20 protein-coding genes and 1 pseudogene are annotated in these 24320 nt (G+C 73.7%); 14 read left to right on the plus strand and 7 right to left on the minus strand.

The window, feature by feature from the left end; translation table 11 throughout:
- Positions 1-90: 90 nt before the first annotated feature.
- The 4 genes from ABUL08_RS28225 to ABUL08_RS28240 are packed head-to-tail and all read left to right on the plus strand — an operon-like array spanning position 91 to position 3547.
- On the plus strand, positions 91-1005 hold the full coding sequence (locus tag ABUL08_RS28225; protein WP_350933066.1) for an ABC transporter ATP-binding protein: 915 nt from the start codon (positions 91-93) through the stop codon (positions 1003-1005).
- A complete protein-coding gene (locus ABUL08_RS28230; RefSeq protein ID WP_350933067.1) occupies positions 998-1879 on the plus strand; it encodes an ABC transporter permease in 882 nt (293 codons plus the stop codon). The genes ABUL08_RS28225 and ABUL08_RS28230 overlap by 8 nt, the downstream gene beginning before the upstream one ends.
- Positions 1876-2835 (plus strand): ABC transporter ATP-binding protein, encoded by a 960-nt coding sequence (locus ABUL08_RS28235; protein WP_350933068.1) that lies wholly within the window; start codon positions 1876-1878, stop codon positions 2833-2835. Before ABUL08_RS28230 ends, ABUL08_RS28235 begins: the two co-directional genes overlap by 4 nt.
- 1 nt (position 2836) lies before the next feature.
- Positions 2837-3547: an ABC transporter permease gene (locus ABUL08_RS28240; RefSeq protein WP_350933069.1), complete on the plus strand. Its 711-nt coding sequence runs from the start codon at positions 2837-2839 to the stop codon at positions 3545-3547.
- Between the two features lie 40 nt (positions 3548-3587).
- Here ABUL08_RS28240 and valS read toward each other — a convergent pair whose 3' ends face one another.
- A complete protein-coding gene (gene valS / locus ABUL08_RS28245) occupies positions 3588-6152 on the minus strand; it encodes a valine--tRNA ligase (protein WP_350933070.1) in 2565 nt (854 codons plus the stop codon).
- Positions 6153-6580: 428 nt separating this feature from the next.
- Between valS and ABUL08_RS28250 the strand changes: the two genes are divergently transcribed.
- Positions 6581-7747, plus strand: a complete 1167-nt coding sequence (locus ABUL08_RS28250; RefSeq protein ID WP_350933071.1) for a hypothetical protein — start codon at positions 6581-6583, stop codon at positions 7745-7747.
- Positions 7748-7807: 60 nt separating this feature from the next.
- Here ABUL08_RS28250 and ABUL08_RS28255 read toward each other — a convergent pair whose 3' ends face one another.
- The 4 genes from ABUL08_RS28255 to ABUL08_RS28270 are packed head-to-tail and all read right to left on the minus strand — an operon-like array spanning position 7808 to position 13589.
- Positions 7808-9709, minus strand: a complete 1902-nt coding sequence (locus ABUL08_RS28255; RefSeq protein WP_350933072.1) for an ABC transporter ATP-binding protein — start codon at positions 9707-9709, stop codon at positions 7808-7810.
- Positions 9706-11514, minus strand: a complete 1809-nt coding sequence (locus ABUL08_RS28260) for an ABC transporter ATP-binding protein (RefSeq protein WP_350933073.1) — start codon at positions 11512-11514, stop codon at positions 9706-9708. The genes ABUL08_RS28255 and ABUL08_RS28260 overlap by 4 nt, the downstream gene beginning before the upstream one ends.
- A gap of 48 nt (positions 11515-11562) precedes the next feature.
- Positions 11563-12072, minus strand: a complete 510-nt coding sequence (locus ABUL08_RS28265) for a methylated-DNA--[protein]-cysteine S-methyltransferase (protein WP_350933074.1) — start codon at positions 12070-12072, stop codon at positions 11563-11565.
- Entirely contained in the window at positions 12069-13589 is a 1521-nt protein-coding gene (locus ABUL08_RS28270) for a DNA-3-methyladenine glycosylase 2 family protein (protein WP_350933075.1), read from the minus strand. Before ABUL08_RS28270 ends, ABUL08_RS28265 begins: the two co-directional genes overlap by 4 nt.
- A gap of 279 nt (positions 13590-13868) precedes the next feature.
- On the opposite strand from ABUL08_RS28270, the gene ABUL08_RS28275 reads away from it, so the two are divergent.
- On the plus strand, positions 13869-14321 hold the full coding sequence (locus ABUL08_RS28275; RefSeq protein WP_350933076.1) for a hypothetical protein: 453 nt from the start codon (positions 13869-13871) through the stop codon (positions 14319-14321).
- A 77-nt stretch (positions 14322-14398) separates the two neighbouring features.
- Here ABUL08_RS28275 and ABUL08_RS28280 read toward each other — a convergent pair.
- Positions 14399-15169, minus strand: a pseudogene (locus ABUL08_RS28280) (EamA family transporter); the annotation flags it as partial.
- Positions 15170-15256: 87 nt separating this feature from the next.
- On the opposite strand from ABUL08_RS28280, the gene ABUL08_RS28285 reads away from it, so the two are divergent.
- From ABUL08_RS28285 to ychF, 3 genes are all read left to right on the plus strand, one after another.
- Positions 15257-15754, plus strand: coding sequence for a MarR family winged helix-turn-helix transcriptional regulator (locus ABUL08_RS28285; protein ID WP_350933077.1), 498 nt, complete (start codon positions 15257-15259; stop codon positions 15752-15754).
- Positions 15755-15818: 64 nt separating this feature from the next.
- Complete coding sequence (locus ABUL08_RS28290; RefSeq protein ID WP_350933078.1) at positions 15819-16553, plus strand: Type 1 glutamine amidotransferase-like domain-containing protein; 735 nt, start codon at positions 15819-15821, stop codon at positions 16551-16553.
- Between the two features lie 60 nt (positions 16554-16613).
- Positions 16614-17699 carry a redox-regulated ATPase YchF gene (gene ychF / locus ABUL08_RS28295; RefSeq protein WP_350933079.1) on the plus strand — a complete coding sequence of 362 codons (1086 nt, stop codon included), beginning with the start codon at positions 16614-16616 and terminating at the stop codon, positions 17697-17699.
- A gap of 59 nt (positions 17700-17758) precedes the next feature.
- Here the strand turns inward: ychF and ABUL08_RS28300 are convergent, their stop codons facing one another.
- Positions 17759-18664 carry an MBL fold metallo-hydrolase gene (locus tag ABUL08_RS28300; protein WP_350933080.1) on the minus strand — a complete coding sequence of 302 codons (906 nt, stop codon included), beginning with the start codon at positions 18662-18664 and terminating at the stop codon, positions 17759-17761.
- Positions 18665-18755: 91 nt separating this feature from the next.
- Between ABUL08_RS28300 and ABUL08_RS28305 the strand changes: the two genes are divergently transcribed.
- The 5 genes from ABUL08_RS28305 (at position 18756) to ABUL08_RS28325 (ending at position 24281) form a co-directional block, all read left to right on the plus strand.
- Positions 18756-19184 carry a helix-turn-helix domain-containing protein gene (locus ABUL08_RS28305; protein ID WP_350933081.1) on the plus strand — a complete coding sequence of 143 codons (429 nt, stop codon included), beginning with the start codon at positions 18756-18758 and terminating at the stop codon, positions 19182-19184.
- Positions 19185-19306: 122 nt separating this feature from the next.
- Complete coding sequence (locus ABUL08_RS28310; RefSeq protein ID WP_350933082.1) at positions 19307-20242, plus strand: hypothetical protein; 936 nt, start codon at positions 19307-19309, stop codon at positions 20240-20242.
- Positions 20243-20366: 124 nt separating this feature from the next.
- The gene (locus tag ABUL08_RS28315; protein WP_350933083.1) at positions 20367-21548 is read left to right on the plus strand and encodes a cytochrome P450; all 1182 of its coding nucleotides are present in this window, start codon (positions 20367-20369) and stop codon (positions 21546-21548) included.
- A 37-nt stretch (positions 21549-21585) separates the two neighbouring features.
- Positions 21586-22602, plus strand: a complete 1017-nt coding sequence (locus ABUL08_RS28320; protein ID WP_350933084.1) for a methyltransferase — start codon at positions 21586-21588, stop codon at positions 22600-22602.
- Positions 22603-22628: 26 nt separating this feature from the next.
- On the plus strand, positions 22629-24281 hold the full coding sequence (locus tag ABUL08_RS28325; RefSeq protein ID WP_350933085.1) for a (2,3-dihydroxybenzoyl)adenylate synthase: 1653 nt from the start codon (positions 22629-22631) through the stop codon (positions 24279-24281).
- Positions 24282-24320: the final 39 nt, after the last annotated feature.

Genomic DNA, 24320 nt, shown 5'->3' on the forward strand with positions numbered 1-24320 from the left:
CGCCGGTGCTCGGTGCTCGGGGCGGAATCAGGGGGATCCCCGAGCGTTTCCCGATGCCCGTCCGAGCGCGACCTTCCTACGCTGGTGGGCGTGACACTGATCGCGACCGAGTCGCTGACCAAGACGTACGGGGGTCGGGTCACCGCACTCGCCGACCTCACGGTGTCGGTCGAGCCGGGGATCATCGGCCTGGTCGGCGCGAACGGCGCCGGCAAGTCCACGTTGATCAAGATCCTGCTCGGCCTGCTCCCACCGACCAGCGGCCGGGTCTCCGTGCTCGGCCTCGACCCGACCAGCGATCCGGCGGCGGTCCGCGCCCGGATCGGCTACATGCCCGAGCACGACGCCCTGCCGCCCGACCTCTCCGCCGCCGAGCTGGTCACCCACCTGGGGCGGATCAGCGGCCTGCCCCGCACGGTGGCCCGGGAACGCGCCTCCGAGGCGCTGCGCCACGTGGGCCTCTACGAGGAGCGCTACCGCCCGGTCGGCGGCTACTCCACCGGCATGAAGCAGCGGGTCAAGCTCGCCCAGGCGCTCGTGCACGACCCGGACCTGCTGCTGCTCGACGAGCCGACCAACGGCCTCGACCCGGCCGGCCGGGACGCGATGCTCGCGCTGATCCACCGCATCGGCACCGAGTTCGGCATCTCCGTGCTGGTCTGCTCGCACCTGCTCGGCGAGGTGGAGCGGATCTGCGACACGCTGATCGCCATCGACGGCGGGCGACTGCTGCGCGCCGACCACATCTCCGCGATGACCTCCGCCACCGACGTGCTCGCCGTCGAGGTCAGTGAGGGCACCGACGAGCTGGCCGCCCGGCTCGCCGCGCTCGACCTGCCGGTGTCCCGGGACGGTCGGCTGCTGCTCGTCCCGCTCGCCGACGACGCCACGTACGACCTGATCCTCGGCGCGGTCGCCGAGCTGGACCTGCCGCTGCACCGGCTGGACCAGCGCCGGCACCGGGTGGCCGAACTCTTCGCCGTGAGGGAGCCCAGCCATGTCTGAGTCGACCGGCGTCATCCACGACATCGGCTACCAGCGCTACACCGGGCCACGGCTGGGTCGCCGGCAGGTCTTCGGCGCCCTCTACGGGCACGGGCTGCGCACCGCGTTCGGGCTGGGGCGTACCGCCAAGGCGAAGATCTTCCCCTGGCTGGTCGTCGGCATCGTGGTGGTCACCGCCGCCGGGCTGACCGCGGTGCGCAGCCAGCTCGGCCGGGCCGTCATGACGTACGCCCAGTTCGCCGACTCGATGAGCTGGCTGGTCATCTTCTTCGTCGCGGTGGTCGGGCCGGAGCTGGTCTCCCGCGACCTGCGCAGCGGGGTGCTGCCGCTCTACTTCTCCCGGCCGCTGGCGCGCGGCGACTACGCCCTGGCCAAGCTGCTGAGCCTGGTGACCGCGCTGTGGCTGCTGCTCGGTGCGCCGCAGCTGGTGATGTTCCTCGGCGCGGCGTTCACCACCGACGACGGGATGCACGGGGTCTGGAACGAGCTGCTGGACCTGCTCCCCGGCCTGCTCTACGCGGCGCTCTGGGCGGTGGTCTTCGCCTCCGTCGGGCTGCTGATCGCCTCGCTCACCGGCAAGCGGGCGTTCGCCGCCGGTGGGATCGTGGCGGCCTTCCTGATGACCACCCCGATCGTCGGCACGCTGTCGATCATGCCGTCCCGGGCGGTCAACGAGCTGGCCCTGCTCGCCTCGCCGTCCACCCTGGTCCAGGGCGTCGGCCTCTACACCCTCGGTGACCTGCTGGCCCCTGCCGGGGAGGCGAACCGCCTGATCGGCGGCTTCGGTCCGGTCTACGTCCTCGCCGCCGTGCTGCTCGTCGCCGGCTGCGTCACCCTGCTGCTGCTGCGATACCGGAAGGTGGCCGCCCGATGACCACGATCAGCGCCGGCCCTGCGGCGACCACCCCGACCGCGACCACCAGCACCCTCGACCTCGCCGGCGTCTCCCGCTGGTACGGCAACGTCGTGGCGGTCAACGACGTCACCATGCGGCTCGGCCCCGGCGTGACCGGCCTGCTCGGCCCGAACGGCGCCGGCAAGACCACGCTGCTGCACATGATGGCCGGCTTCCTCGCCCCCTCCCGGGGCGGCGTCACCCTCGACGGCGAGCCCACCTGGCGCAACCCGGCCGTCTACCGGCGGCTCGGCCTGGTCAGCGAGCGGGAGGCGGTGCACAGCTTCCTCACCGCGTACGAGTTCGTGCTGGCCAGCGCGAAGCTGCACCGGCTGCCCGACCCCGAGGCGGCGGCCCGGCGGGCCATCGCGCTGGTCGAGCTGGAGGGGGCGCAGGAACGCCGGATCGGCACGTACTCCAAGGGCATGCGGCAGCGCACCCGCGTCGCCGCGGCGCTGGTCCACGACCCGCAGGTGCTGCTGCTCGACGAACCCTTCAACGGGATGGACCCGCGGCAGCGGCTGCACATGATGGCCCTGCTGCACTCCCTCGGCGACGCCGGCCGGACCATCCTGTTCAGCTCGCACATCCTGGAGGAGGTCGAGCAGGTCTCCGGCACGGTGCAGGTGATGGTCGCCGGTCGGCTGGCCGCCTCCGGCGACTTCCGGACCATCCGGCGACTGATGACCAACCGGCCGCACGTCTTCGCGGTCCGCTCCACCGACGACCGGGCCCTGGCGGTCGCGCTGATCGCCGAGGAGTCGGTGACCGGGGTCGAGCTGGGCCGCGACGGGCTGACCGTCCGGGCCGGCGACTACGGCGCCTTCACCCGGGCACTGCCGAAGATCGCGCTGGCCCGGGGCATCCGGGTCCGCGCGCTGACGCCCGAGGACGAATCCCTGGAGAGCGTCTTCTCCTATCTGGTGGGGGCCTGAGATGTCGACCGTTTCCTGGATCACCGTGCGCGGCCTCTTCGGCCGGCGGCGGTTCCTGCTGCTGCTCCCGCTGCCGGCGCTGCTCCTGGTGCTCGCGATCGTCTCCCGTTCGCTCGGCGTCGACCCCGGCCAGTGGGCACCGCCGGTGGTGGTGGGCCTCGGCCTGGCCGTGGTGCTGCCGGTGGTCGCGCTGATCGTGGGCACCGGCGTGCTGGGCGCCGAGATCGACGACGGCACGGTGGTGCACATCCTGACCAAGCCGCTGCCGCGCTGGCAGATCGTGCTGCCGAAGCTCGCGGTGGCGACCGGGGTCACCGCGGCCACCGTCGCCGTGCCGATCTACGTCGCGGGCGTGCTGGCCCATTCGGTACGACTCGGCCTGGCGCTCGCCGCCGCGTCCGCGCTGGGCGCGCTGGCGTACTCGGCGCTGTTCCTGGCGCTGAGCCTGGTCACCCGGCGGCCGGTCCTGCTCGGGCTGGTCTACGTGCTGATCTGGGAGGGGCTGCTGGGCCGCTTCGTCAGCGGTACGAAGGTGCTCTCGATCCAGCAGTGGGTGATCGCCCTGGCCGACCGGATGGCCCCGACGGAGCTGCTGTCGGCCACCGTCTCGGTGCCGGTCGCCGCGGTGCTGACCGCCCTGGTCAGCGTCGGCTTCACCGTGTTGGCCATCGACCGCCTCCGCTCGTTCAGCGTGGCCGGCGAGACGAGCTGAGGGACGACGGGGAGGGCTCCGAGGGCCCTCCCCGTCGTGGCTAGAAGGCGCAGGCGATGACGAGCTCCGGGGTGCGGTCGGGGAGCAGGTCGAGGGTGGCGATCCGGCCGGCGGCGCGGACGTCGTCGGCGATCGAGGTGAGCTGGTCGAGCAGCGCGGCGGGGCCCAGCGCCTCGGCCAGCGGCACCTCCGCCCTCATCGACAGCTTCCGTTCCGACTTGGCTCGCCGCACCTGGCCGAGCGCGTCGGCGGCCAGCCGCAGCAGCTCCGGGTCACCGGGTGCCTGGATGGCCCGCCCCACCTCGTACGTGGTGGGCCAGGTGGCCCGGTGCACCGAGCCGTACCGCCACCAGGACCAGATCTCCTCGGTGACGAAGGGCAGCACCGGGGCGAAGAGCCGCAACTGCACCGACAGCGCGGTCGCGAGGGCCGCCCGGGCCGAGTCGGCCCCCGCCCCGGTGCCGTAGGCGCGTTCCTTCACCAGCTCGATGTAGTCGTCGCAGAACCGCCAGAAGAAGGACTCGGTGGCCTGCAACGCGGCCGTGTGGTCGTACGCGTCGAAGGCCGCCGTCGCGGTGCCGACCACGCCGGTGAGTTCGGCGAGCATGGCGGTGTCCAGCGGGGTGGTCGCCGGGGCGCGCAACGCGTCCGCGGCGCCCAGCCCGAGGGCGAACTTCGACGCGTTGAGCAGCTTGGTGGCGAGCCGCCGGCCGACCTTGATCTGCGCCGGGTCGAAGGCCAGGTCCATGCCGGGTTTCCCGTTGGCCGCCCAGTACCGCACGGCGTCGGAGCCGTGCTGCTCCAGCAGGCCCATCGGGGTGACCACGTTGCCCTTGGACTTCGACATCTTCTTCCGGTCCGGGTCGAGGATCCAGCCGGAGAGCACGGTGTCCCGCCAGGGCAGCACGCCGTGTTCCAGGTGCGCGCGGACCACCGAGGCGAAGAGCCAGGTCCGGATGATCTCCTGCCCCTGTGGCCGGAGGTCCATCGGGAAGACCCGGCCGAACAGGTCCGGGTCGGTCTCCCAGCCGCCGACGATCTGCGGGGTCAGCGACGAGGTGGCCCAGGTGTCCAGCACGTCCGGGTCACCGACGAAACCGCCGGGCACCCCGCGCTGCGACTCGTCGTGACCGGGCGGGGCGTCGCTGGACGGGTCGACCGGCAGCATCGACTCGTCCGGTGTGAGAGGCTGGCTCCAGTCCGGCTCGCCAGCGTCGTCGAGCCGGTACCACACCGGCACCGGCACGCCGAAGAAGCGCTGTCGACTGACCAGCCAGTCGCCGGTCAGGCCGCCCACCCAGTGGTCGTACCGGTGTCGCATGTGCTCCGGCACCCAGCGCAGCTCGGCGCCCCGGGCCAGCAGCTCCGCGCGCAGGTCGGCGTCCCGGCCGCCGTTGCGCAGGTACCACTGCCGGGTGGACACGATCTCCAGCGGCCGGTCGCCCCGCTCGTAGAACTTCACCGGATGGGTGATCTCGCGGGGCTCGCCGACCAGGTCGCCCGCGTCGCGCAGCAGGCCCACCAGGGTCCGGCGGGCAGCGGCGACGGTCTGCCCGGCCAGCGCCGCGTAGGGCTGCGCGGGCACGCCGGCCGGCGGCTCGGGCAGCAGCCGCCCGTCCCGACCGATCACCACCCGGGTCGCCAGCTCCAGGTCCCGCCACCAGGTCACGTCGGTCAGGTCGCCGAAGGTGCAGACCATCGCGATGCCCGTGCCCTTGGCCGGGTCCGCCAGCGGGTGCGCGCGCACCGGCACCTCGACCCCGAACACGGGGGTACGCACGGACGCGCCGACCAGGTCCGCGTAGCGCTCGTCGTCGGGGTGGCAGACCAGCGCCACGCAGGCCGGCAGCAGCTCCGGCCGGGTGGTGTCGATCAGCACCTCCCGCCCGCCGGGCCCGGTGAACCGCAGCCGGTGGTACGCCCCGGGCCGCTCGCGGTCCTCCAGTTCCGCCTGGGCGACGGCGGTGGCGAAGCCGACGTCCCAGAGCGTCGGCGCCTCCGCCTGGTACGCCTCGCCCCGGGCCAGGTTGCGCAGGAACGCCCGCTGGCTGGTCGCCCGCGCCACCCGCCCGATGGTGGTGTACGTCAGCGACCAGTCCACCGAGAGCCCGAGCCGCCGCCAGAGCGCCTCGAAGACCTGCTCGTCCTCGGCGGTCAGGCGTTCGCACAGCTCGACGAAGTTGCGCCGGGAGACGGCCGTCGGATCCTTCCGGGCCGCCTCGGTGACCGGCCCGGCCGGCGGCTGCCACCGCGGGTCGTACGGCAGGGTCGGGTCGCAGCGCACCGCGTAGACGTTCTGCACCCGGCGTTCGGTGGGCAGACCGTTGTCGTCCCAGCCCATCGGATAGAAGACCGTCCGGCCGCGCATCCGCTGGAACCGGGCCACCGTGTCGGTGTGCGTGTACGAGAAGACGTGTCCCATGTGCAGCTCGCCCGATACGGTCGGCGGCGGCGTGTCGATGGCGTACACGTCCGACCGCTCCTTCGTCCGGTCGAACGCGTACGTGCCGTCCTCCTGCCAGCGGCGCGCCCAGCTCTCCTCGAGGCCGTCCAGGGTCGGACGCTCGGGGACGCCGGTGCGGGCCGTCCTCGCCGTGTCGGTCATCTGCCGATCGTAGGCAGTCGGTGACCCGCCTTCCACGGCATAACCGGCGCGCCCCCCTGTCCGCGACGGGACAGCGGCCGGGCCGGGCCTGTGACAGCATCTGCCGCGTCCGTGACGCGGGGGAGGCATTCCATGGACGAGCGGGTACGCGCACGCCCGGGCTGGTGGGACCGGCCGGAGCCGGTGGAGGCGGTGGCCGCGTTCGCGGTCGGGGTGCTGGTCGCGGCGCGCGGGATGGCGCTGCTGGTCCAGGCCGGCTACACCGATCTGGTCGAGGGAGTGCCGGTCCGTACGGCGACGGTCACGGCCGTGCTGCTGGCCGTCGTGGTGGCCGCCGTCGCCCTGGTGCCCCGGCTGCCCGGCTGGCCGGTCGTGGCGGGCGCGCTGCTGCTGGTGGCGGTGGCCGACCAGGTGACCGGGGCGACCCGGTGGCGCTGGTCGCCGGCTATCCGGTGCCCGCCCGGGTGGTCGTCTCGGTCGTGCTGGCCGCCGTCGGCGTCGGGGTGGCGCTCGGCGGGACGCTGCTCGCCGTCGGCCAGGCGCCGCGAGCGGGGCGCTGGCTGCCCGCCGCCGGACTGGCCGCCGGACTGGTGCTGCAACCGGTCGCCACCCGGCTGGTGCAGGACGCGCTGCCCGACCGGTACGCGCGGTCGGTCTCCCCGGTCACCGTGCAGCTCTGGCTGGCGCTGCTGCTGACCGTCCTCGCGGCACTGCTGGCGTACCGGCGGGCGGTCGACGTGCCGCAGCCACCTTCGGGTGGCCCGGCGGTCCGGCCGGTGCTGGTCGTCGCCGGGGCCGCCGCCCTCACCCTGGCCGGGCTGCTGGTGCGGTCCTGGGTGGTGCGCACCTTCCGGGTCAGCCCGGACGGCCTGGCCGGTCACCGCCGGACCCGGGCGGTGGAGGCGTTCGGCCACTGGTCGCTGGTGCTCCTCGCCGCCGTGGTCGGGCTGGCGCTGCTCTGGTGGGCGTACCGGGCCGGTGGGGTGACGGCGGCGCGCTGGGTGGCGCTCTGCGTCGGCGCCGGCCCGACGCTGCTGTACGGCTTCCGGATCGCGCCCGGCTCGGCATCTCAGTCGCTGTTCCTGGTGACGGTGACCGGGGTGGTGGCCCTCACCGCCGCCGCCCTGCTGGCCCGGTACGCCGCCCGGGTGCTGCCCTGGGACGCGGTGGGGCTGGTGCTGGCCGCCCTCGCCATGCCGCTCGGGTCGTCCGTGGTGCGGGACCAGCTTCCGTCGGCGGCGCCGGCCCAGCCGGTGCTGATCGTGCTGGGGCTCGGGCTGGCACTGGGCTTCGGCCTCGGCTCGGCCGCCCTCGCGGTGAGCCGCCCGGTGGAGCGAACCGGCCCGCTCACCGGCCTGCTGGCGCTCGGCCCGGCCGCCCTCGTGCTCGCCGCGCTGACGCTGGCCCCGGTGGTGATCCGGTCCCAGTCCGACGGCCCCTACCGGGAGCCGCTGCTGACGGTGCCGGTCTTCGTCACCGCCACCGCCGTGGTGCTGGTGCTGCTGCACACCTTCACCCGGGCCGTCGAGCGGCTCCGCCGCGACCTGCACGCCGAGGCGGCGCTCACCCCGCCCGTCGACCCCGCCGCCGACTGAGCCGGGCCACCGCCCGCCAGGCCACCGACTGACGGCGGCCAGCGCGGGCCGGCCGCACGATCAGATCAGCGAGTCGCGCCACTGGTCGTGCAGGGCGGCGTACCGGCCACCGGCGGTGGCCAGCTCGCCCGGCGGGCCGTCCTCGACGATCCGGCCGCCGTCGATCACCAGCACCCGGTCGGCGATCTCCACCGTGGAGAGCCGGTGCGCGATGACCAGCGCGGTCCGGTCCCGCAGGATGCTGCCGAGCGCGTGCTGCACCAGCCGCTCCGTCGGCACGTCCAGCGACGAGGTGGCCTCGTCGAGGATCAGCACCCGCGGGTCGGCGAGGAACGCCCGGGCGAACGCGACGAGCTGACGCTGCCCGGCGGAGAGCCGGCCGCCGCGGCGGTGCACCTCGGTGGCGTACCCGTCGGGGAGGGCGGCGATGAACTCGTGCGCGCCGATGGCCCGGGCGGCGGCCTCCACGGCGGCGTCGTCGGCGTCCGGCCGGCCGAACCGGATGTTCTCCGCCACCGAGCCGCTGAACAGGTGGTTCTCCTGGGTGACCAGCACCACCGCGCGGCGCAGCTCGGCGTCGGCGAGGTCCCGCAGGTCGACGCCGTCCAGGCTGACCGTGCCGGCGTCCGGGTCGTGGAAGCGGGCCAGCAGCTTGGCGATGGTCGACTTGCCGGCACCGGTCGGGCCGATCAGTGCCACGGTCTGCCCGGCCGGCACGGTCAGCTCCAGCCCGGCCAGGATCGGGGTCTCCGGGCGGTAGCCGAACGACACCGTGCGGAACCGGACGAGCCCCCGGCCCGGCCCGGCGGGCAGCGGCGTCGGCCGCTCCGGTTCGGCCACCGCCGGTCGTTCGTCGAGGACCCCGGCCAGCTTCTCCAGCGCGGCGGTGGCCGACTGGAGCGAGTTGTAGAACTGGCTCAGCTCCTGCATCGGCTCGAAGAACCGCCGCAGATAGAGCAGGAACGCGGCGAGCACCCCCACCTCGGTCCGGCCGGCCAGCACCCGGGCGCCGCCGTAGCCGAGCACCACCGCCACGGTCAGGTTGCCGATCAGCTTGATCCCCGGCGAGTAGATCGCGATCAGCCGGAACGCGCCCAGGCTGGCCTGCCGGTAGTCGTCGTTCACCGCGGCGAAGATCTGCTGGTTGCGCGGCTCCCGCCGGAACGCCTGCACCGCGCGGATGCCCCGCAGCGACTCGACGAAGTGCACGATGACCAGGGCCACCGCCTCCCGGGTGCGCCGGTACGCCCCGGCGGAGGCCCGGGCGAACCAGCGGGACAGCCAGAACAGGAACGGGAAGGCGAGCAGGGTCACCGCGGCCAGCGGCAGGTCCAGCCAGAGCAGGATGCCGGCCACCGAGAGCACCGAGAGCGCGGCGACGACCAGGCTGTCGATCCCGCCGTCGACCAGTTCGGCGATCGAGTCGAGGTCGCTGGTGAGCCGGGACATCACCCGGCCGGAGGTGTAGCGCTCGTGGAAGCCGACGTCGAGGCGGAGGAAGTGGTCGTACACCCGGCGGCGGAGCTCCAGCAGGACGGCCTGGCCGATCCGCGCGGTGAGGGTGAGGAAGCCGCGCCGGGCGGCGTACTCGGTGAGCGCCGCGGCGCCGAACGCGGTCGCCACCGTGACCAGCGGTCCCGGGTCGCCGGCGCGCAGCGGGGCGATGGCCCGGTCGATGCCGACCATCACCAGGTACGGCCCGGACATCGCGGCGGCGTTCTGCACCAGCAGCAGCGCCACGGCCAGCCCGAGCCGGCCCCGCTGCGGGTGCAGCAGCTGCCGCAGCAGGTCCCGGCTGCGGGCCCGGAGCCGGGCGACCGCCTCGGGGGTGGCGTCCTCGGCGCGGCTGCGGTCGGCGTCCGGGTCGGTGGCCCGACCGCGCCACCGGTCCAGGTCCGGTCCGTCGTCCGGCGCGCGGCGCGGCGCGGGGACGGAGGGTGACCCGTCCGCCGGCTCCGTCACGAGCGCACCAGGCCGGCGTCGTCGTGCCACTGCGCCGGCCGGGCCGACAGCACCGCCCGGTACGCGGGCACGTCGGCCAGCAGTTGCGAGTGGGTGCCGACGGCGGCGATCCGGCCGTCGTGCAGCAGCGCCACCCGGTCGGCGAGCGCCACGGTGGACGGCCGGTGCACCACGAGCAGCGCGGTGGTGTCCCGCAGCATCCGCTTCAGGGCGGCCTCGACCAGCGCCTCGGTGTGCACGTCCAGCGCGGAGAGCGGGTCGTCGAGCACGAGCAGCGCGGGCCGACCGAGCACCGCCCGGGCCAGTGCCAGCCGCTGCCGCTGCCCGCCGGAGAGGGAGAGCCCCTGCTCGCCGACCCGGGTGGCCAACCCCCACGGCAGGTCGTACGCGAAGTCGGCCTGGGCGAGGGCGAGCGCGGCGCGGACCTCCTCCTCGTCGGCGTCCGGCCGGCCCAGGGTCAGGTTCTCCCAGACCGACATGGAGAACAGGGTCGGCTCCTCGAAGGCCACCCCGACCAGCCGGCGCAGCGACGCCAGCCGCAGGTCCCGCACGTCGTGCCCGTCCAGGGTGATCCGCCCGCCGGTCACGTCGTGCAGCCGGGGGACCAGGGAGAGCAGGGTGCTCTTGCCGCAGCCGGTCGCGCCGACCAGGGCCAGCGTCTCGCCCGGCTCGACGGTCAGCTGGATGTCGCGCAGCACCGGGGCGGGGGAGCCGGGATAGCGGAACGAGACCCCCTCGAAGCGCAGCCGGCCCCGCACCTGCCGTCGGTCCAGCGTCCGCGCCTGCGGTGCGTCCACGATGGACGGTTCGGTGTCGAGCACCTCCTGAATCCGGTCGGCGGCGGTGGCCGCCTCCTGCCCGTTGGCGATGATCCAGCCGAGCGACTGCACCGGCCAGATCAGCATGAGCTGGAGGCTGACGAAGGCGACCAGCTCACCGATGGTGAGGCCACCCCGGGCGGCGGCCGCCGCGCCGGCGACCAGCACCACCCCGAGGGTCAGGTTGGGCACCAGGTCGAAGAGCGCCGACGTACGGGCCAGCAGCCGGGCCTTGCCCACCCCGGTGTCGTGCAGCGCGCGGGCGCCGACCGCGAACCGTTCCGCCAGTTCCGGTCCCCGCCCGTACGCCTTGGTGGTGCGCAGCCCCTGCGCGGTCTCCTCGACCAGGGTGGCGACGTCGCCCTGCTGGTCCTGCATCCGCCGGGACGCGGCGTGGTAGTGCCGGGCGAACCGGCGACTGATCAGGAACAGCGGCACCGCGCTGACCGCCACCAGCAGCCCGAGTGCCGGGTGCAGGCGGACCAGCAGCACCACCACGGCGACGTAGGTGACCAGGTTGAGCACCAGGAAGAGCAGGCCGAAGGAGAGGAACCGGCGGATCACCGACAGGTCGCTGGTGATCCGGGAGAGCAGTTGGCCGGACTGCCAGCGGTCGTGGCAGGCGGCGGGGAGGCGTTGCAGGTGGGCGTAGACGTCGGCGCGGATCGCCGCCTCCATGCCGACCGACGAGGAGGACTGGGTCCACCGGCGGATGAAGATCAGCACCGCCTCGGCGAGGCCGAGCAGGAGGGCGAGGCCACCGAGCCGGAGCAGCCCGGCGCTGTCGTGCCGGGCGATCGGCCCGTCGACCACCCGCTGCACCACCAGCGGCACGGAGAGGCTGGCCGCGGTGGCGGCGAAGGCCGTGACCAGCAGCCAGCCGAACTCCGGCGCGTACGGGCGCAGATAGGGGTGCAGCCGCCAGAGGTTGCGCAGCGGGTGGGCGTCGCCGCCGACTGCGGGACCGCCGTCGCTCTGCGCAAGCACTACCCGACGGTAGCGTCAAATGGGCGACGTGCCGGTGTCGGCTTCCCGTCACTGCCCCCGCGCGGACTCGTGGCGCAGCAGCCACGTCTTCACGTCCAGCCCCCAGCGGTAGCCGCCGAGGGTCCCGTCGGTGCGCAGCACCCGGTGGCAGGGGACGAAGAGCGCGGCGGCGTTCCGGGCGCAGGCCGCCGCCGCGGCGCGGACCGCCGCCGGCCGTCCGGCCAGCGCGGCGAAACCGGTGTACGTCACCGGCCGGCCGGCCTCGACCTCGCGGAGGACCCGCCAGGCGTGCGGCAGGAAAGCCCCGCCGCTGCGCTGCTCCACGGCGACCGTGTCGATCGCGTCGAGGTCGCCGTCCAGGTAGGAGCGGACGGCGACGGTCACCGGGCCGAGGTCGGCGCGGTGCCGCAGGTCGCCCCGGAGACCCGGGTGGGTCAGCGGCAGCAGGCTCGCCGGGTCGGCGGTGAACCCGGCGGCGCGGACCGCCCCGTCGGGGCCGGCGAGGATGCTCAGCGGGCCGGTGGGGGTGTCGACGATGGTGCTGTCCAGTGTGGTCATGCTGCTCTCCAGAGTCGGATCACCGCGTACGACCGCCAGGGTCGCCAGCGGTCGGCGTACGCGTCGAGTGTCTTCGGGTCGTCGGGCAGGCCGAGCGCGGTCGCGCCCCGGCGGACAGCGAGGTCGGTGGGGAGCAGGACGTCCGGGTCGCCGAGTGCCCGCATCGCCACGTAGCCGGCGGTCCACGCCCCGATCCCGGGCAGCGCCGTCAACCGCCGCACGGCGTCCTCCCGGTCCCCACCCGGCTCCAGATCCAGCTCCCCCTCGGCGACGGCCCGCGCCACCCCCCGAAGAGCCTCCCGCCGCCCGGCAGGCATCCCGAACACCCCCTCCGGCAACCCCAGCACCTCCTCCGCACTGAGAAACCCCCGCAACCCCCCACCCCCACCCCGCGCCCCGCCCTCGCCGCGTTGATCAAGAGGTTTGCGTCCTGCTGGAGCGCTCTCCGCGACGCAAACCTCTTGATCACCGGGGTTGGTGGGGGTGGCGGCGGTGAGGAGGCGGGTGAGGGTGGTTCTTGCGGAAGCCAGGGAGATCTGTTGGGTGGTGATGGCGCGGACGGCCATTTCGAAGCCGTCGACGGCGTGGGGGAGGCGGATGCCGGGTTCGGTGCGCACCGATTCGGCCAGGGCGGGGTCGTGGGCGAGGGTGTCGTCGACGGCGGTGGGGTCGGCGTCGAGGTCGAAGAGGCGGCGGGAGCGGGCCACCGCGGGAGCCAGGTCGCGCATGTCGGCCAGCCGCAGGGTGGCGGAGATGTGCCCGTCGGCCGGGGTCAGCGCCACCTCGCCGGGCCCGTGCGGCAGCCGCAAGCCCCGGCGGTACGTGCCGTCGCGCACCTCCTCCACGCCGGGCAGTGCGCGCAGTGCCAGGAAGTCCAGCAGCGCCGCCGCGTGCAACGGCGGCCGGTACGCCAGCCGCAGCGTGATCGTGCCCGCCCCGCCGACCGCCGGCCGCCCGCCCCGCCCGACCCGCAGTTCGGACGGGGCGGCCCCGTACACCTCGCGGACGGTGTCGTTGAACTGGCGGACGCTGCCGAAGCCGGCGGCGAAGGCGATCTCGGCCATGCCGAGGCCGGTGGTCTCGATCAGGATCCGGGCGGTCTGCGCGCGTTGGGCACGGGCCAGCGCCAGCGGCCCGGCGCCCAGTTCGGCGCGGAGCATCCGGTGCAGGTGGCGTTCGGTGTAGCCGAGCCGGGCGGCCAGCCCGGGCACCCCGGTCCGGTCCACCACCCCGTCGGCGATCAGCCGCATGGCCCGGCCGACCACGTCCGCCCGGACGTCCCACTGCGGCGAGCCCGGGGCGGCGTCGGGGCGACACCGCCGACAGGCCCGCAGCCCGGCGCCCTGGGCGGCGGCGGCGGACGGGAAGAACCGGACGTTCTGCCGTTTCGGCGTCATCGCCGGGCAGGACGGCCGGCAGTAGATCCCGGTCGAGGTCACGCCGGTGTAGAACCAGCCGTCGAAGCGCTGGTCACGGCTGTCCACGGCCCGGTAGCACCGTTCGAAGTCCAACTCCACGTCACCGATACTGCCTCGCTGGTCCGGGCCTCGGCTGGCGGGATTCGGACCTCGCCGTGCGCCCGTTGCGGCCCGGTCCGGGTCGACCGGCCGGTCGGTGGACGGCCCACGGCTCCCGGCTGAGCGGCAACTCAGCAAAATGCCCAGCTCAACGCGCATCTCCCTTACCCGGTAACGGATTCGCGGGCGGAAAGTGTCGGTCGTGGCCGGTACGGTCCCGCCACCAACTCAAGAAAAGGTGCGCAGGATGGCGAGCGTGGCCGGGCGGGGTGTCCGCTGATGCGGTCGGGGCGGATCCGGCTCGACCGGGCGGTGGTGCAGGGCTTCTACGACCGGATGCGGGTGGTGGCGTCGGCGGCGTACGGCGCGATCGAGCGGGACCGGGCCGACGATCCGGCGCGACCGTTCGCCGAGACCGCCTGCGGCCGGCTCGCCGGCTCGCTCGACGGGGCGGGCCTGCGCGCGCTCGGCATGTGGGCGCACCACTGGTGCATGCGCTTCTATGACGACGACACCCGGGTCGGCCTGCGGCTGGTGCGGCAGATCGCCGGCCGGCACGGGCTGGGCTGGACGGCCGACGAGGTGCGCTGGATGCTCGACCAGTCCTACGCGGCCGGCCCGGCCGCCGCGCACCGGTTCACCCTGCCGCTGGCCGCCGCCGCCGAGCTGCCGCCCGGCGCGCTGCCCGAGTGGGTGGATCCGCCGGAGGTGCGCCGGCTGCTGGCCGGTTGACCGGTGCGCTGCCCGAGCGTCATCGCGCCGACCGCCACCGCGAAGCCGGCGAGCTGGGTCGGGGTGAGCGCCTGGCCGAGCACCAGCCAGCCGAGCGCGGCGGCGGTCAACGGGCTGAGCGCGCCCAGCACCGACACCTGGGTGACGGGGAGTCGGGCCGCCCCCCGGAACCACAGGGCGTACGCGCCGGCGGTGCCGACCAGGCCGAGCCACGCGTACCCGAGCAGGGCCGGGGTGTCCGGGGCGGGTGGCGGGCCCTCGACGACGGCGGCCAGCGGCACGATCAGCAGGCCACCGGCGACGAGCTGCCAGCTCGTCGCGGCGAGCGTGCCGATCCCGGCGGGCCGCCCCCAGCGGCGGGTGAGCACCAGCCCGGCGGCCATCGCGGCGGTGGCGGTGAGTCCGGCGGCGACGCCGATCGGGTCGAGGCCCGCGCCGGGGCGGAGCACGACCAGGGTCACGCCGAGCGGCGCGACCAGCGCGGCGAGCAGCGCCGGCCGGCCGGGCCGGGTGTCGAGGGCGACCACGGTGAGCCCGGCGACCAGCAGCGGCTGGACGGCGCCGAGCACGGCCGCGGTGCCACCGGGCAGCCGGTACGCGGCGAGGAAGAGCAGCGGGAAGAAGGCGCCGATGTTGAGCGCGCCCAGCACGGTGGCCCGCCACCACCAGTCGCCCCGGGGGCGGCGGCGGGTGAGCGCGAGCAGCAGCAGCCCGGCCGGGAGGGCCCGGAGCGCGCCGGACCAGAGCGGGCGGTCGGCGGGGAGCAGTTGGGAGGTGACCAGGTAGGTGGTGCCCCAGGCGGCGGGGGCGGCGGCGGTCAGCGCGACGTCCGTCCAACGTCGGTCCATCTCTTCACCTCATCACTAAGTAGCTTAGTGCTAAGCTAAATCACCGCGACCGAGGAAGGGAAGTGCGAGGTGCGGCACAATCCCGGAGTGGCAACGGACGACGTGGACGTCATCGTCGAGCAGTGGCGTCGGGAGCGGGCGGGCATGCGTCCCGAGCCGATGGCCGTCTTCGGGCGGATCTACCGGCTGGCCCGGCTGGTCGGTGACGACCAGGAGAAGGTCTACGCCGGCTGGGGGATCAGCCGGGGCGAGTTCGACGTGCTCGCCGCCCTGCGCCGCTCCGGTGAGCCGTACGCGCTCGCGCCGAAGGCACTCACCGCCGCGCTGATGCTCACCTCCGGTGGGATGACCGGCCGGCTCGACCGGCTGGAGCGGGCCGGCCTGGTCCGGCGTACGCCCGACCCGGCGGACCGGCGCGGGCTGCGGATCGTCCTCACCGACGCCGGCCGGCGGGTGGTGGAGGAGTCCGTCGACGCCGGGCTGGCCGTCCAGCGGCGGATCCTCGACGCGCTCCCGCCCGACGACCAGGCGCACCTGGCCGACCTGCTGCGTACGCTGCTCGCCGCCGCCGAGCAGGGGGCCTGAGCAGTCGACCCGCCGGACGTGGCGCAGGATGATCGTGACCGTGCCGCAGAACCGGAGGACCGCCATGGCCGCCAGCGAGCCGACCATCGTCGCCACCAGCATGGGCTTCACCACCCGGCGCCGTGGCCCGTACGACGTCCAGCCCGGCCCGGTCTTCGACCTGATGGCCGAGCTGGCGGGCGCCGACGAGCCCCGGATCTGCTACCTCAACCAGGCCGTCGGTGACCAGCCGACCGCGCTGACCACGTTCCACGGCGCGTTCGCCGGCACCCGGTTCCGCGCGTCGCACCTGGCGCTCTTCCCGATGCCCAACGTCGACGACGTCCGGGCGCACCTGCTGGCCCAGGACGTCATCTGGGTCGGCGGCGGCAGCGTGGCCAACCTCTGCGCGGTGTGGCGGGTGCACGGGCTGGAGGAGATCCTGCACGAGTGCTGGCAGGCCGGCGTGGTGCTCGGCGGGGTCTCCGCCGGGTCGATCTGCTGGCACCTCGGCGGCGCCACCGACAGCTACGGCCCCACCCTGCGCGCCTTCACCGACGGCCTGGGCTGGCTGCCCTACGGCAACGGCGTGCACTACGACGGCGAGGAGCAGCGCCGCCCGCTGATGCACCGCCTGGTCGGCGACGGCACCCTGCCGACCAGCCACTGCACCGACGACGGCGTCGGACTGGTCTATCGGGGGACCCGACTGGTCGAGGCGGTCGCCGACCGCGAGGGCGTCGCGGCGTACGAGGTGACCCGGGCCGAGGACGGCGGGGTCCGGGAGACCCGGATCGAGCCGCGGCTGCTGACCGCCTGACACCCCCATTTCCCGGCCGGCTGCCGGGTGGTCGGCGGGAGGCGCGTAAGCTGGCTCGTCGTGAGTCTCACCATCGGCATCGTCGGCCTGCCCAACGTCGGCAAGAGCACCCTGTTCAACGCGCTGACCAAGAACGACGTGCTCGCGGCGAACTACCCGTTCGCCACCATCGAGCCGAACGTCGGCGTCGTCGGGCTGCCGGACGAGCGGCTGGCCAAGCTCGCCGAGATCTTCGCCTCGCAGAAGGTGCTGCCCGCGCCGGTGTCGTTCGTCGACATCGCCGGCCTGGTCCGCGGCGCCTCCAAGGGGCAGGGCCGGGGCAACGCCTTCCTGGCGAACATCCGGGACGCCTCGGCGATCTGCCAGGTGGTGCGCGCCTTCTCCGACCCGAACGTGGTGCACGTCGACGGCAAGGTCTCCCCGGCCGACGACATCGAGACGATCAACACCGAGCTGATCCTGGCCGACCTCCAGACCCTGGACAAGGCGCTGCCCCGGCTGGAGAAGGAGGCCAAGCTCCGCAAGGACCGGGCCGCCGCCGTCACCGCCGCCAAGCAGGCCGTCGAGCTTCTCGACAGCGGCACCACCCTCTACTCCGGGGCCGCCGCCGCGAAGATCGAGCTGGAGCACCTGCGCGAGCTGCACCTGCTCACCACCAAGCCGTTCCTCTACGTCTTCAACGTCGACGAGGCCGAACTGGGCAACTCCGCGTTCCTCGACGAGCTGCGCGCCCTGGTCGCCCCGGCCGAGGCGGTCTTCATGGACGCCAAGATCGAGTCCGAGCTGGTGGACCTGCCCGAGGAGGAGGCCCGCGAGCTGCTGGAGTCCATCGGGCAGAACGAGCCCGGCCTGGACCAGCTCGTCAGGGTCGGCTTCCGCACGCTCGGGCTCCAGACGTACCTGACGGCGGGCCCCAAGGAGGCGCGCGCCTGGACCGTCCCGGTCGGCGCGACCGCGCCGGAGGCCGCGGGTGTGATCCACAGCGACTTCCAGCGCGGCTTCATCAAGGCCGAGGTCGTCTCCTACGACGACCTGGTCGCGGCCGGATCGATGGCGGCGGCGAAGGCCGCCGGCAAGGTCCGGATCGAGGGCAAGGAGTACGTCATGCAGGACGGCGACGTGGTGGAGTTCCGCTTCAACGTCTGACGGCCACGCGCCACCTTCGGTCGAACGACGATGGCGGACCCGCTGGTTCGGATCGGGGATCAGGCGCTCGGGTCGTGGGTCGGGATGATCCGGACCTGCTTCCGGACGGCGTGCAGCCGGTGCAGTGTGCGGAAGGCCGCGTCGCGATCGTCGTCGACGAGCCACCCCGGGTACGGCGCCTTCTGCCGGACGTGTTCGATCTGCAGCCCGTGCCAGGCCGCGTCACCGGCGACCAGCACCGGTCCGTCGGCGGTACGCAGCAGGACGCCGGCACTCCCCGGGGTGTGCCCGGCCAGCTCGACCATGATCACTGATCCGTCGCCGAGCAGGTCGTGACTGCGCTCGAAGGTGAGCACCGGCGGCCCGTCCAACTCGTAGCTGTCCAGCCGGCGGCCCTCCAGCGCGGCTCGGACGCCGCCCGCCGGTGCCACGTCACCGGACATCATCCAGTCCCGTTCCCGCTCCCGCACCATGACCGGCAGCCCGGGAAGGTCGAGCAGCCCGCAGACGTGGTCCCAGTGCAGATGGGTGGGGAGTGCGAAGTCGATCGTGTCGGCCGGAATGCCGGCCCGGTCCAGCGCCGTCGTGGTCGGCAGCACCTGGTAGCGCGGTCGCACCACCGGCCGCACCGTCCACGGCAACTCGCCGATCACCCGGGCTCCGACGTCGGTGCAGACCGACGGGTCGAGCAGCACGGTCACCTCCGGATGGCGGATCACGTACGTGGTCAGGGCGTTGCCGACCCGGCGCGGGTGCCGGACGGCCTCGGCGATCAGTGGGGTCGGCACCGACCGCACCGTCTGGTCCAGTGCGATCAGCTCGACCTCGACATCCCCGCGCGGGATACCGGCGTCGGACAGCCCGGCCAGGAAGCGGCGGTCGATCGGACGTGGCCGGATCAGGCGGTACGGCACCGCAGCCAGCGCGGCGACCGCCACCCCGGCCGCACGGATCGTATGGACCATGAGCTTCTCCCTCTACCGTGGCGCATCGTGCGCCATGGGAGGGCACCGTAGAAATTCAGGTCGACCTGAAGTCAACTCGTGAGGAGTCGCCGTGACGACATGGCGAATCGGAGACGCGGCGGCGCTGCTCGGCGTCCCGACGCATGTGCTGCGGCACTGGGAGGAGGTCGGTGCGCTCGAACCGGCCCGGCTCGCCAACGGGCACCGGGTCTACGACGACGAGACGATCACGCGGGCCCGCCTGATCCGACTCTGCCAGCGCGCCGGCATGTCGCTGACCGAGATCGGGGACCTGTATCGCGGCGACGGTCAGCGCCGCGCCGCGCTGGTGCGTGACCGACGAGACCGGATCGCGGACCAGATCCGCCAACTGCACGCGGCGCAGGACTTCCTCGATCACGTGCTCGCCTGCGCGCACCCGGTGGTCTCGACCTGCCCCGAGTGCAGCAGCTTCGCCGCCGGTCAGCGAGAACCGCGGGGAGCCGTGATCACGCCGGTGCCGCGCGAACGGCGTGAGTAGCGGCTGACCGCAACCGACCGGGACGAAGGGGGACCGGTCGACCTTCTTCCAGATTGCCGAGCCCGACGGGAGAGCAATCTGGGAACAGTTGACCGGCTCGGCCGCCCCAGACAATCAGCTCCATGGTTGTCACTGAAGGCAAGCAGTTCGTCACGGCGTCGCCCGAGCGGGGTGCCGTGCACCGGGGCAGGATCGTCATCGGCAGTGTCGCCGCCGGCGTGCTCCTGGCCGTGCTGTGGTCGTTCGAGTTCGTCGACCACGTCATCGGCGACAACGTCGCCAACACCCTGCTGGGCCGGGACGCCAAGGCCACCGCCGTCGGCGGCACCGTGGCCGGCCTGGTCTTCGCGTTCGTCTCCGGACTGGCCGGCACCTTCACCGCCTGCAACATCGCGATGGCGGCGTCGATCGGGCCGATGAGTCAGGCCAGTGCCGGCTCGGCGACCCGTACCGGCCTGCGCAGCCTGCTCCGGCCGGTCGGCTGGCTGGCGCTCGGCATGGTCGTCGTCTCCGGCGCGTACGGTTTCATCGGCGTGCTGGTCGGCGACCGGATGCCGCAGCTGTCCACCGCGACGGCCGGCGGCATCCCGGTCCGGCTCTGGCAGTCGATGGTCGTCTTCGGCCTGGTCGGCCTGGCCTTCGTCTATCTCGGACTGGCCGCGCTCGGCGTGCTGCCCGACCCGTTCGCCCGGCGTCCCGTCGCCCGCGTGGTGACCCTCGGCGCGTTCGTCGGCGCCTTCCTCATCGGACGGCCGTACCCGCTGTTCAACAAGCTCTTCCACTGGGCGGTCGACAGCGGCAACCCGCTCTACGGCGCCGGTGCCTTCATCCTGCAGTCGCTCGGCAACATCGTCCTCGTCTCCGCGCTGTTCGCCCTGATCGTGCTGCTCAGCCGGGGTCGGGCGATCGCCTGGCTGGCCAGCAGCCCGGCCCGGACCATCGCGCTGACGGGTGCCCTGCTGATCGCCCTGGGCGTCTTCACCGTCGTCTACTGGGACGTCCGGCTGCCCGCCATGTTCGGGCACGGCTGGTTCCCCACGATGCCCTACAACCGCTGACCGCGGCGCCGTCGCCGGGGACCTTCTTCCGGCGTGCGCTCCGCCAGCAATCGAGCGGATGAGCAGCCGTCTCCGTCCCGGTGACGATGAGACACCACCTCGATCGGCCAGCCTAGGGGGCGAGATGACCAGCACCGGTCCTGATGTCATCGGCCGGCTCACCGAGCGGTACGACCACCTCGACGCCGAGTTCGTCCCGGAGGTCGCCGAGGTCGTGAACGGGCGGCTGCGCGACGGCGCCGGGATCACCCGGACCGAGGCGTACGGGGGGATGTGGATCGTCTCCCGGTACGCCCTGGTCCGGGCGGTGCTCAAGGACCACGAGACGTTCTCCTCGGCGCAGGGGGTGTTCGTCCCGCGGGCCCCGGGCGTGCCGAAGTTCTCCCCGATCGACCACGACCCGCCGGAGCAGAAGGAGCTGCGTCGGATGATGGCGCCGCCGATGCTGCCGGACCGCATCCACGCCCTGGCCCCTGACGTACGCCGGCTCGCCGCCGAACTGGTCGGCGCCCTCGCCGACCGGGGTGGCGGCGACGTGGCCGAGGAGCTGGCCCGGCCGATGGCCATCGGCGTGCTGGCGCTGGCGATCGGGCTGTCGGAGAAGGCGCAGCACGAGATCCGCGAGCTGACCACCACCCTGTGGAGGCAGCTGGCGACGGCACCGGACTCCAGCGCGTTCTGGCCGGCGTTCGCGGAGCTGCTCTCCGCCGAGGTGGAGCACGCGCGGCGCAGCCCGGGGGAGACCTACCTGGCGCAGCTCGCGCGCCGGCCGATCCCCGAGGAGACCTTGCACTCGATCATCGTGTCGTACTGCGTCGCCGGCCACGAGACGACGATGAACACGATCAGCCGGCTGCTGTGGCACCTCGCCCGGCACCCGGAGACGCAGCAGCGGCTGCGCGCCGAACCGGAGAGCCGCTCGGTGGCGGCCGACGAGACGCTGCGGCGCTGGTGCCCCACCGACCGGTTCACCCGGGTCGCCACCCGCGAGGTCACCCTCGGCGACACGGTCCTGCCGGCCGGCGCGCGGGTGATGCTGCTGATCGACGCGGCGAACCGGGACCCGCGGCGCTTCCCCGACCCGGACACGTTCTCCCTGGACCGCGGCAACTCGCACCAGCACCTCAGCTTCGGCCTCGGCATCCACGCCTGCATGGGCTCCGGACTGGCCCGGCTGGAACTGCGCGCGGTGCTGGACGAGCTGGCCGGCCACGGCGACTACCGGCTGGCCGGGGAGCCGCGCCGGCGGTTCGAGAACGGCCGGCACATCGTCTTCGAGGACCTTCGCGTGACCTTTGGGCAGTGACCGCCCGCCCCCCGTTCCGACCGCCAGGAGGCTCGACGTGACCGATCCCGACCAGCCCGACCTCGCGGCCCTCATGCGCATGACGACCGGCCTGTGGGTGTCGCAGACGCTGGCCGCGGCCGAGGAGCTGGAGGTGTTCACCGCCTGTGCGGCCGGCGACGGGCTGACCGTCGCCGGGCTCGCCAAGCACGCCGGCATCGCGGAACGTCCGGCGGAGATCCTGCTGACCGCCTGCACCGCGCTGGGCCTGCTGCGCCGACGTGGTGAGCGCTGGGTCAACACCGCCACCGCCGACCGCTACCTGGTCAAGGGGCGGCCCTACTACCTCGGCGACTACGTCGGCATGCTCCGCCAGTACGCGTACCCGGGGTGGATGCGGGTGACCGACTCGCTCCGGGCCAACGCCCCGAGCCGGGTCATCGGCGAGGAGAACCCGGACATCTTCGCGGCGGAGAAGCGGCCCCGGGTGTTCTGGGACGGCCTTTATCCGCTCTCCGCGCTGACCGCCGGCGCGCTGGCGGAGGCGGTGGACCTGAGCGGGGTCACCTCGCTGCTCGACGTGGGCGGGGGCAACGCCGCCTTCGCCATCGGGCTCTGCTCCCGCTACCCCGACCTGCGGGCCACCGTCTACGACCTGCCGTTCGTCTGCGAGCACTCACGCGAGCGGATCGAGGGCAGCGAGGTGGCGGCGCGGATCGGCGTGCACCCGGGGGACTTCTTCGCCGAGGAGCTGCCCGCCGGCCACGACGCCATCCTGCTGTCGATGATCCTGCACGACTGGGACGAGGACCGCGGTCGCGCCCTGATCGCCAAGTGCCACCGGGCCCTGCCCCCCGGCGGGCTGCTGGTGATCAGCGAGCTGCTGGTCGACGACGAGAAGACCGGTCCGCTGAACGCCGCGCTGATGAGCATGAACATGCTCGTCGGCACCTGGGGCCGCAACTACACCGCCGCCGAATACCACGACTGGCTGCGCGACGCCGGGTTCGCCGAGGTCACGACGGTGCCCTTCACCGCGCCCGGCGCGAACGGCGCGGTCGTCGCCCGCCGCTGACGAAGCCCACGACAGGAGGTTCCGGCATGCCGGAGAGGACAACGGCGGGCATGGTGCCGTGGCCCGACGACTTCGCCGCCCGGTACACCGAGCGCGGCTACTGGGAGGGCCGACCGGTCCACGCGTACCTGCGGGACGCCGTCGCGGCAGACCCGGCGGCGGTGTGCCTGGTCGACCGGGAGCTGCGGCTGTCCTTCCAGGACTTCTGGTCCCGCGCCGAGGGGGTCGCCGCCCGGCTGTACGACCTGGGCCTGCGCCCGGACGACCGGGTGATCCTGCAACTGCCGAACTGCTGGCAGTTCCTCGTCGCGGCGGTCGGCTGCCTGCGGCTCGGGGTGGTGCCCGTGCTCTCCCTGCTGGGGCACCGCAAGCAGGAGGTCACGGCGGTCGCCGCGCACGCCGAGGCCAGCGCGATCATCACCGTCGGCGTGGTGAAGGACTTCGACCATGAGGCGCTCGCGCACGAGGTGGCCGCCACGTCCCCCACCCTGCGGCACGTGATCGTCCTGGACGGGCGGAACCCGGCGAGCCACGACCTCGACGCGTTCTGCGTACCGCCGGTGCGGCCGATGCCGCCGGTGGCCGAACCGGACGGTACGGCGGCGGCGCTGTTCCTGCTCTCCGGCGGCACCACGGGGGCACCGAAGCTCATCGCCCGCACCCACAACGACTACTCGTACCTGGTCCGGCAGGCCGCGCGGGTGTGCCGGCTCGGCGCCGACGCGGCGTACCTGGCGGTGCTGCCGCTGGGGCACGGTTTCCCGCTGACCGCGGCGCTCGGCGCGATGTTCAGCGGCGGCCGGGTGGTCATCGCCGCCTCGCCCCAGCCGGAGTACGCGTTCGACGTCGTCGCCGCCGAACGCGTCACCTTCACCTCGCTGGTGCCCGCGGTCGCCCAGCGCTGGCTGGAGTACCGGGGGACCCGGCACGACCACGACCTCAGCTCACTGCAACTCGTGCAGGTCTCCGGGTCGCGGCTGCCGGACGAGATCGCGAGCCGGATCACGCCGGTGCTCGGCTGCACCCTGCAGAACGGCTACGGCATGGGGGAGGGGCTGATGTGCCTGACCCGCCCCGACGATCCGGCCGACGTGGTGTGCCGCACCCAGGGGCGGCCGATCTGCCCGGACGACGAGCTGCGGATCGTCCGGGAGAACGGCGAACCGGCCGCCGAGGGTGAGGCCGGCATCCTGCTCACCCGCGGGCCGTACACGCCCCGGGGCTACTACCGGGCCCCGGAGACCAACGCGACCGCGTTCCTCGGCGACGGCTGGTACAACACCGGCGACATCGTCCGGATCCGTGCGGACGGGAACCTCATCGTCGAGGGCCGGCAGAAGGACGTCATCAACCGTGGTGGCGAGAAGATCTCGGCCGAGGAGATCGAGAACTTCGCGTACCGCCTCGACGCCCGGCTGGCCGCGGCCGTGGCGATGCCCGACCGCGAACTCGGCGAGCGGATCTGCCTCTACGTCGTCGGCGGCCGGTTCGACCTCGACCGGCTGCGCGACACCATGCGCGCGGCCGGCGTGGCCACCTTCAAGCTGCCGGAACGGCTGGAGCACGTCGATGCCCTGCCGTTCACCGCCGTCGGCAAGGTCGACAAGAAGGCGCTCCGCGCCGACATCGCCGCGCGGCTGGCCGAGGAGGCGACACCGGCCGCGCTGCGCGCCAGCTGATCCCGTACGCCTCACGCCGGCGCGACCGTGCGCCCCGCC

Source organism: Micromonospora sp. CCTCC AA 2012012 (assembly GCF_040499845.1).
GTDB lineage: Bacteria > Actinomycetota > Actinomycetes > Mycobacteriales > Micromonosporaceae > Micromonospora > Micromonospora mangrovi.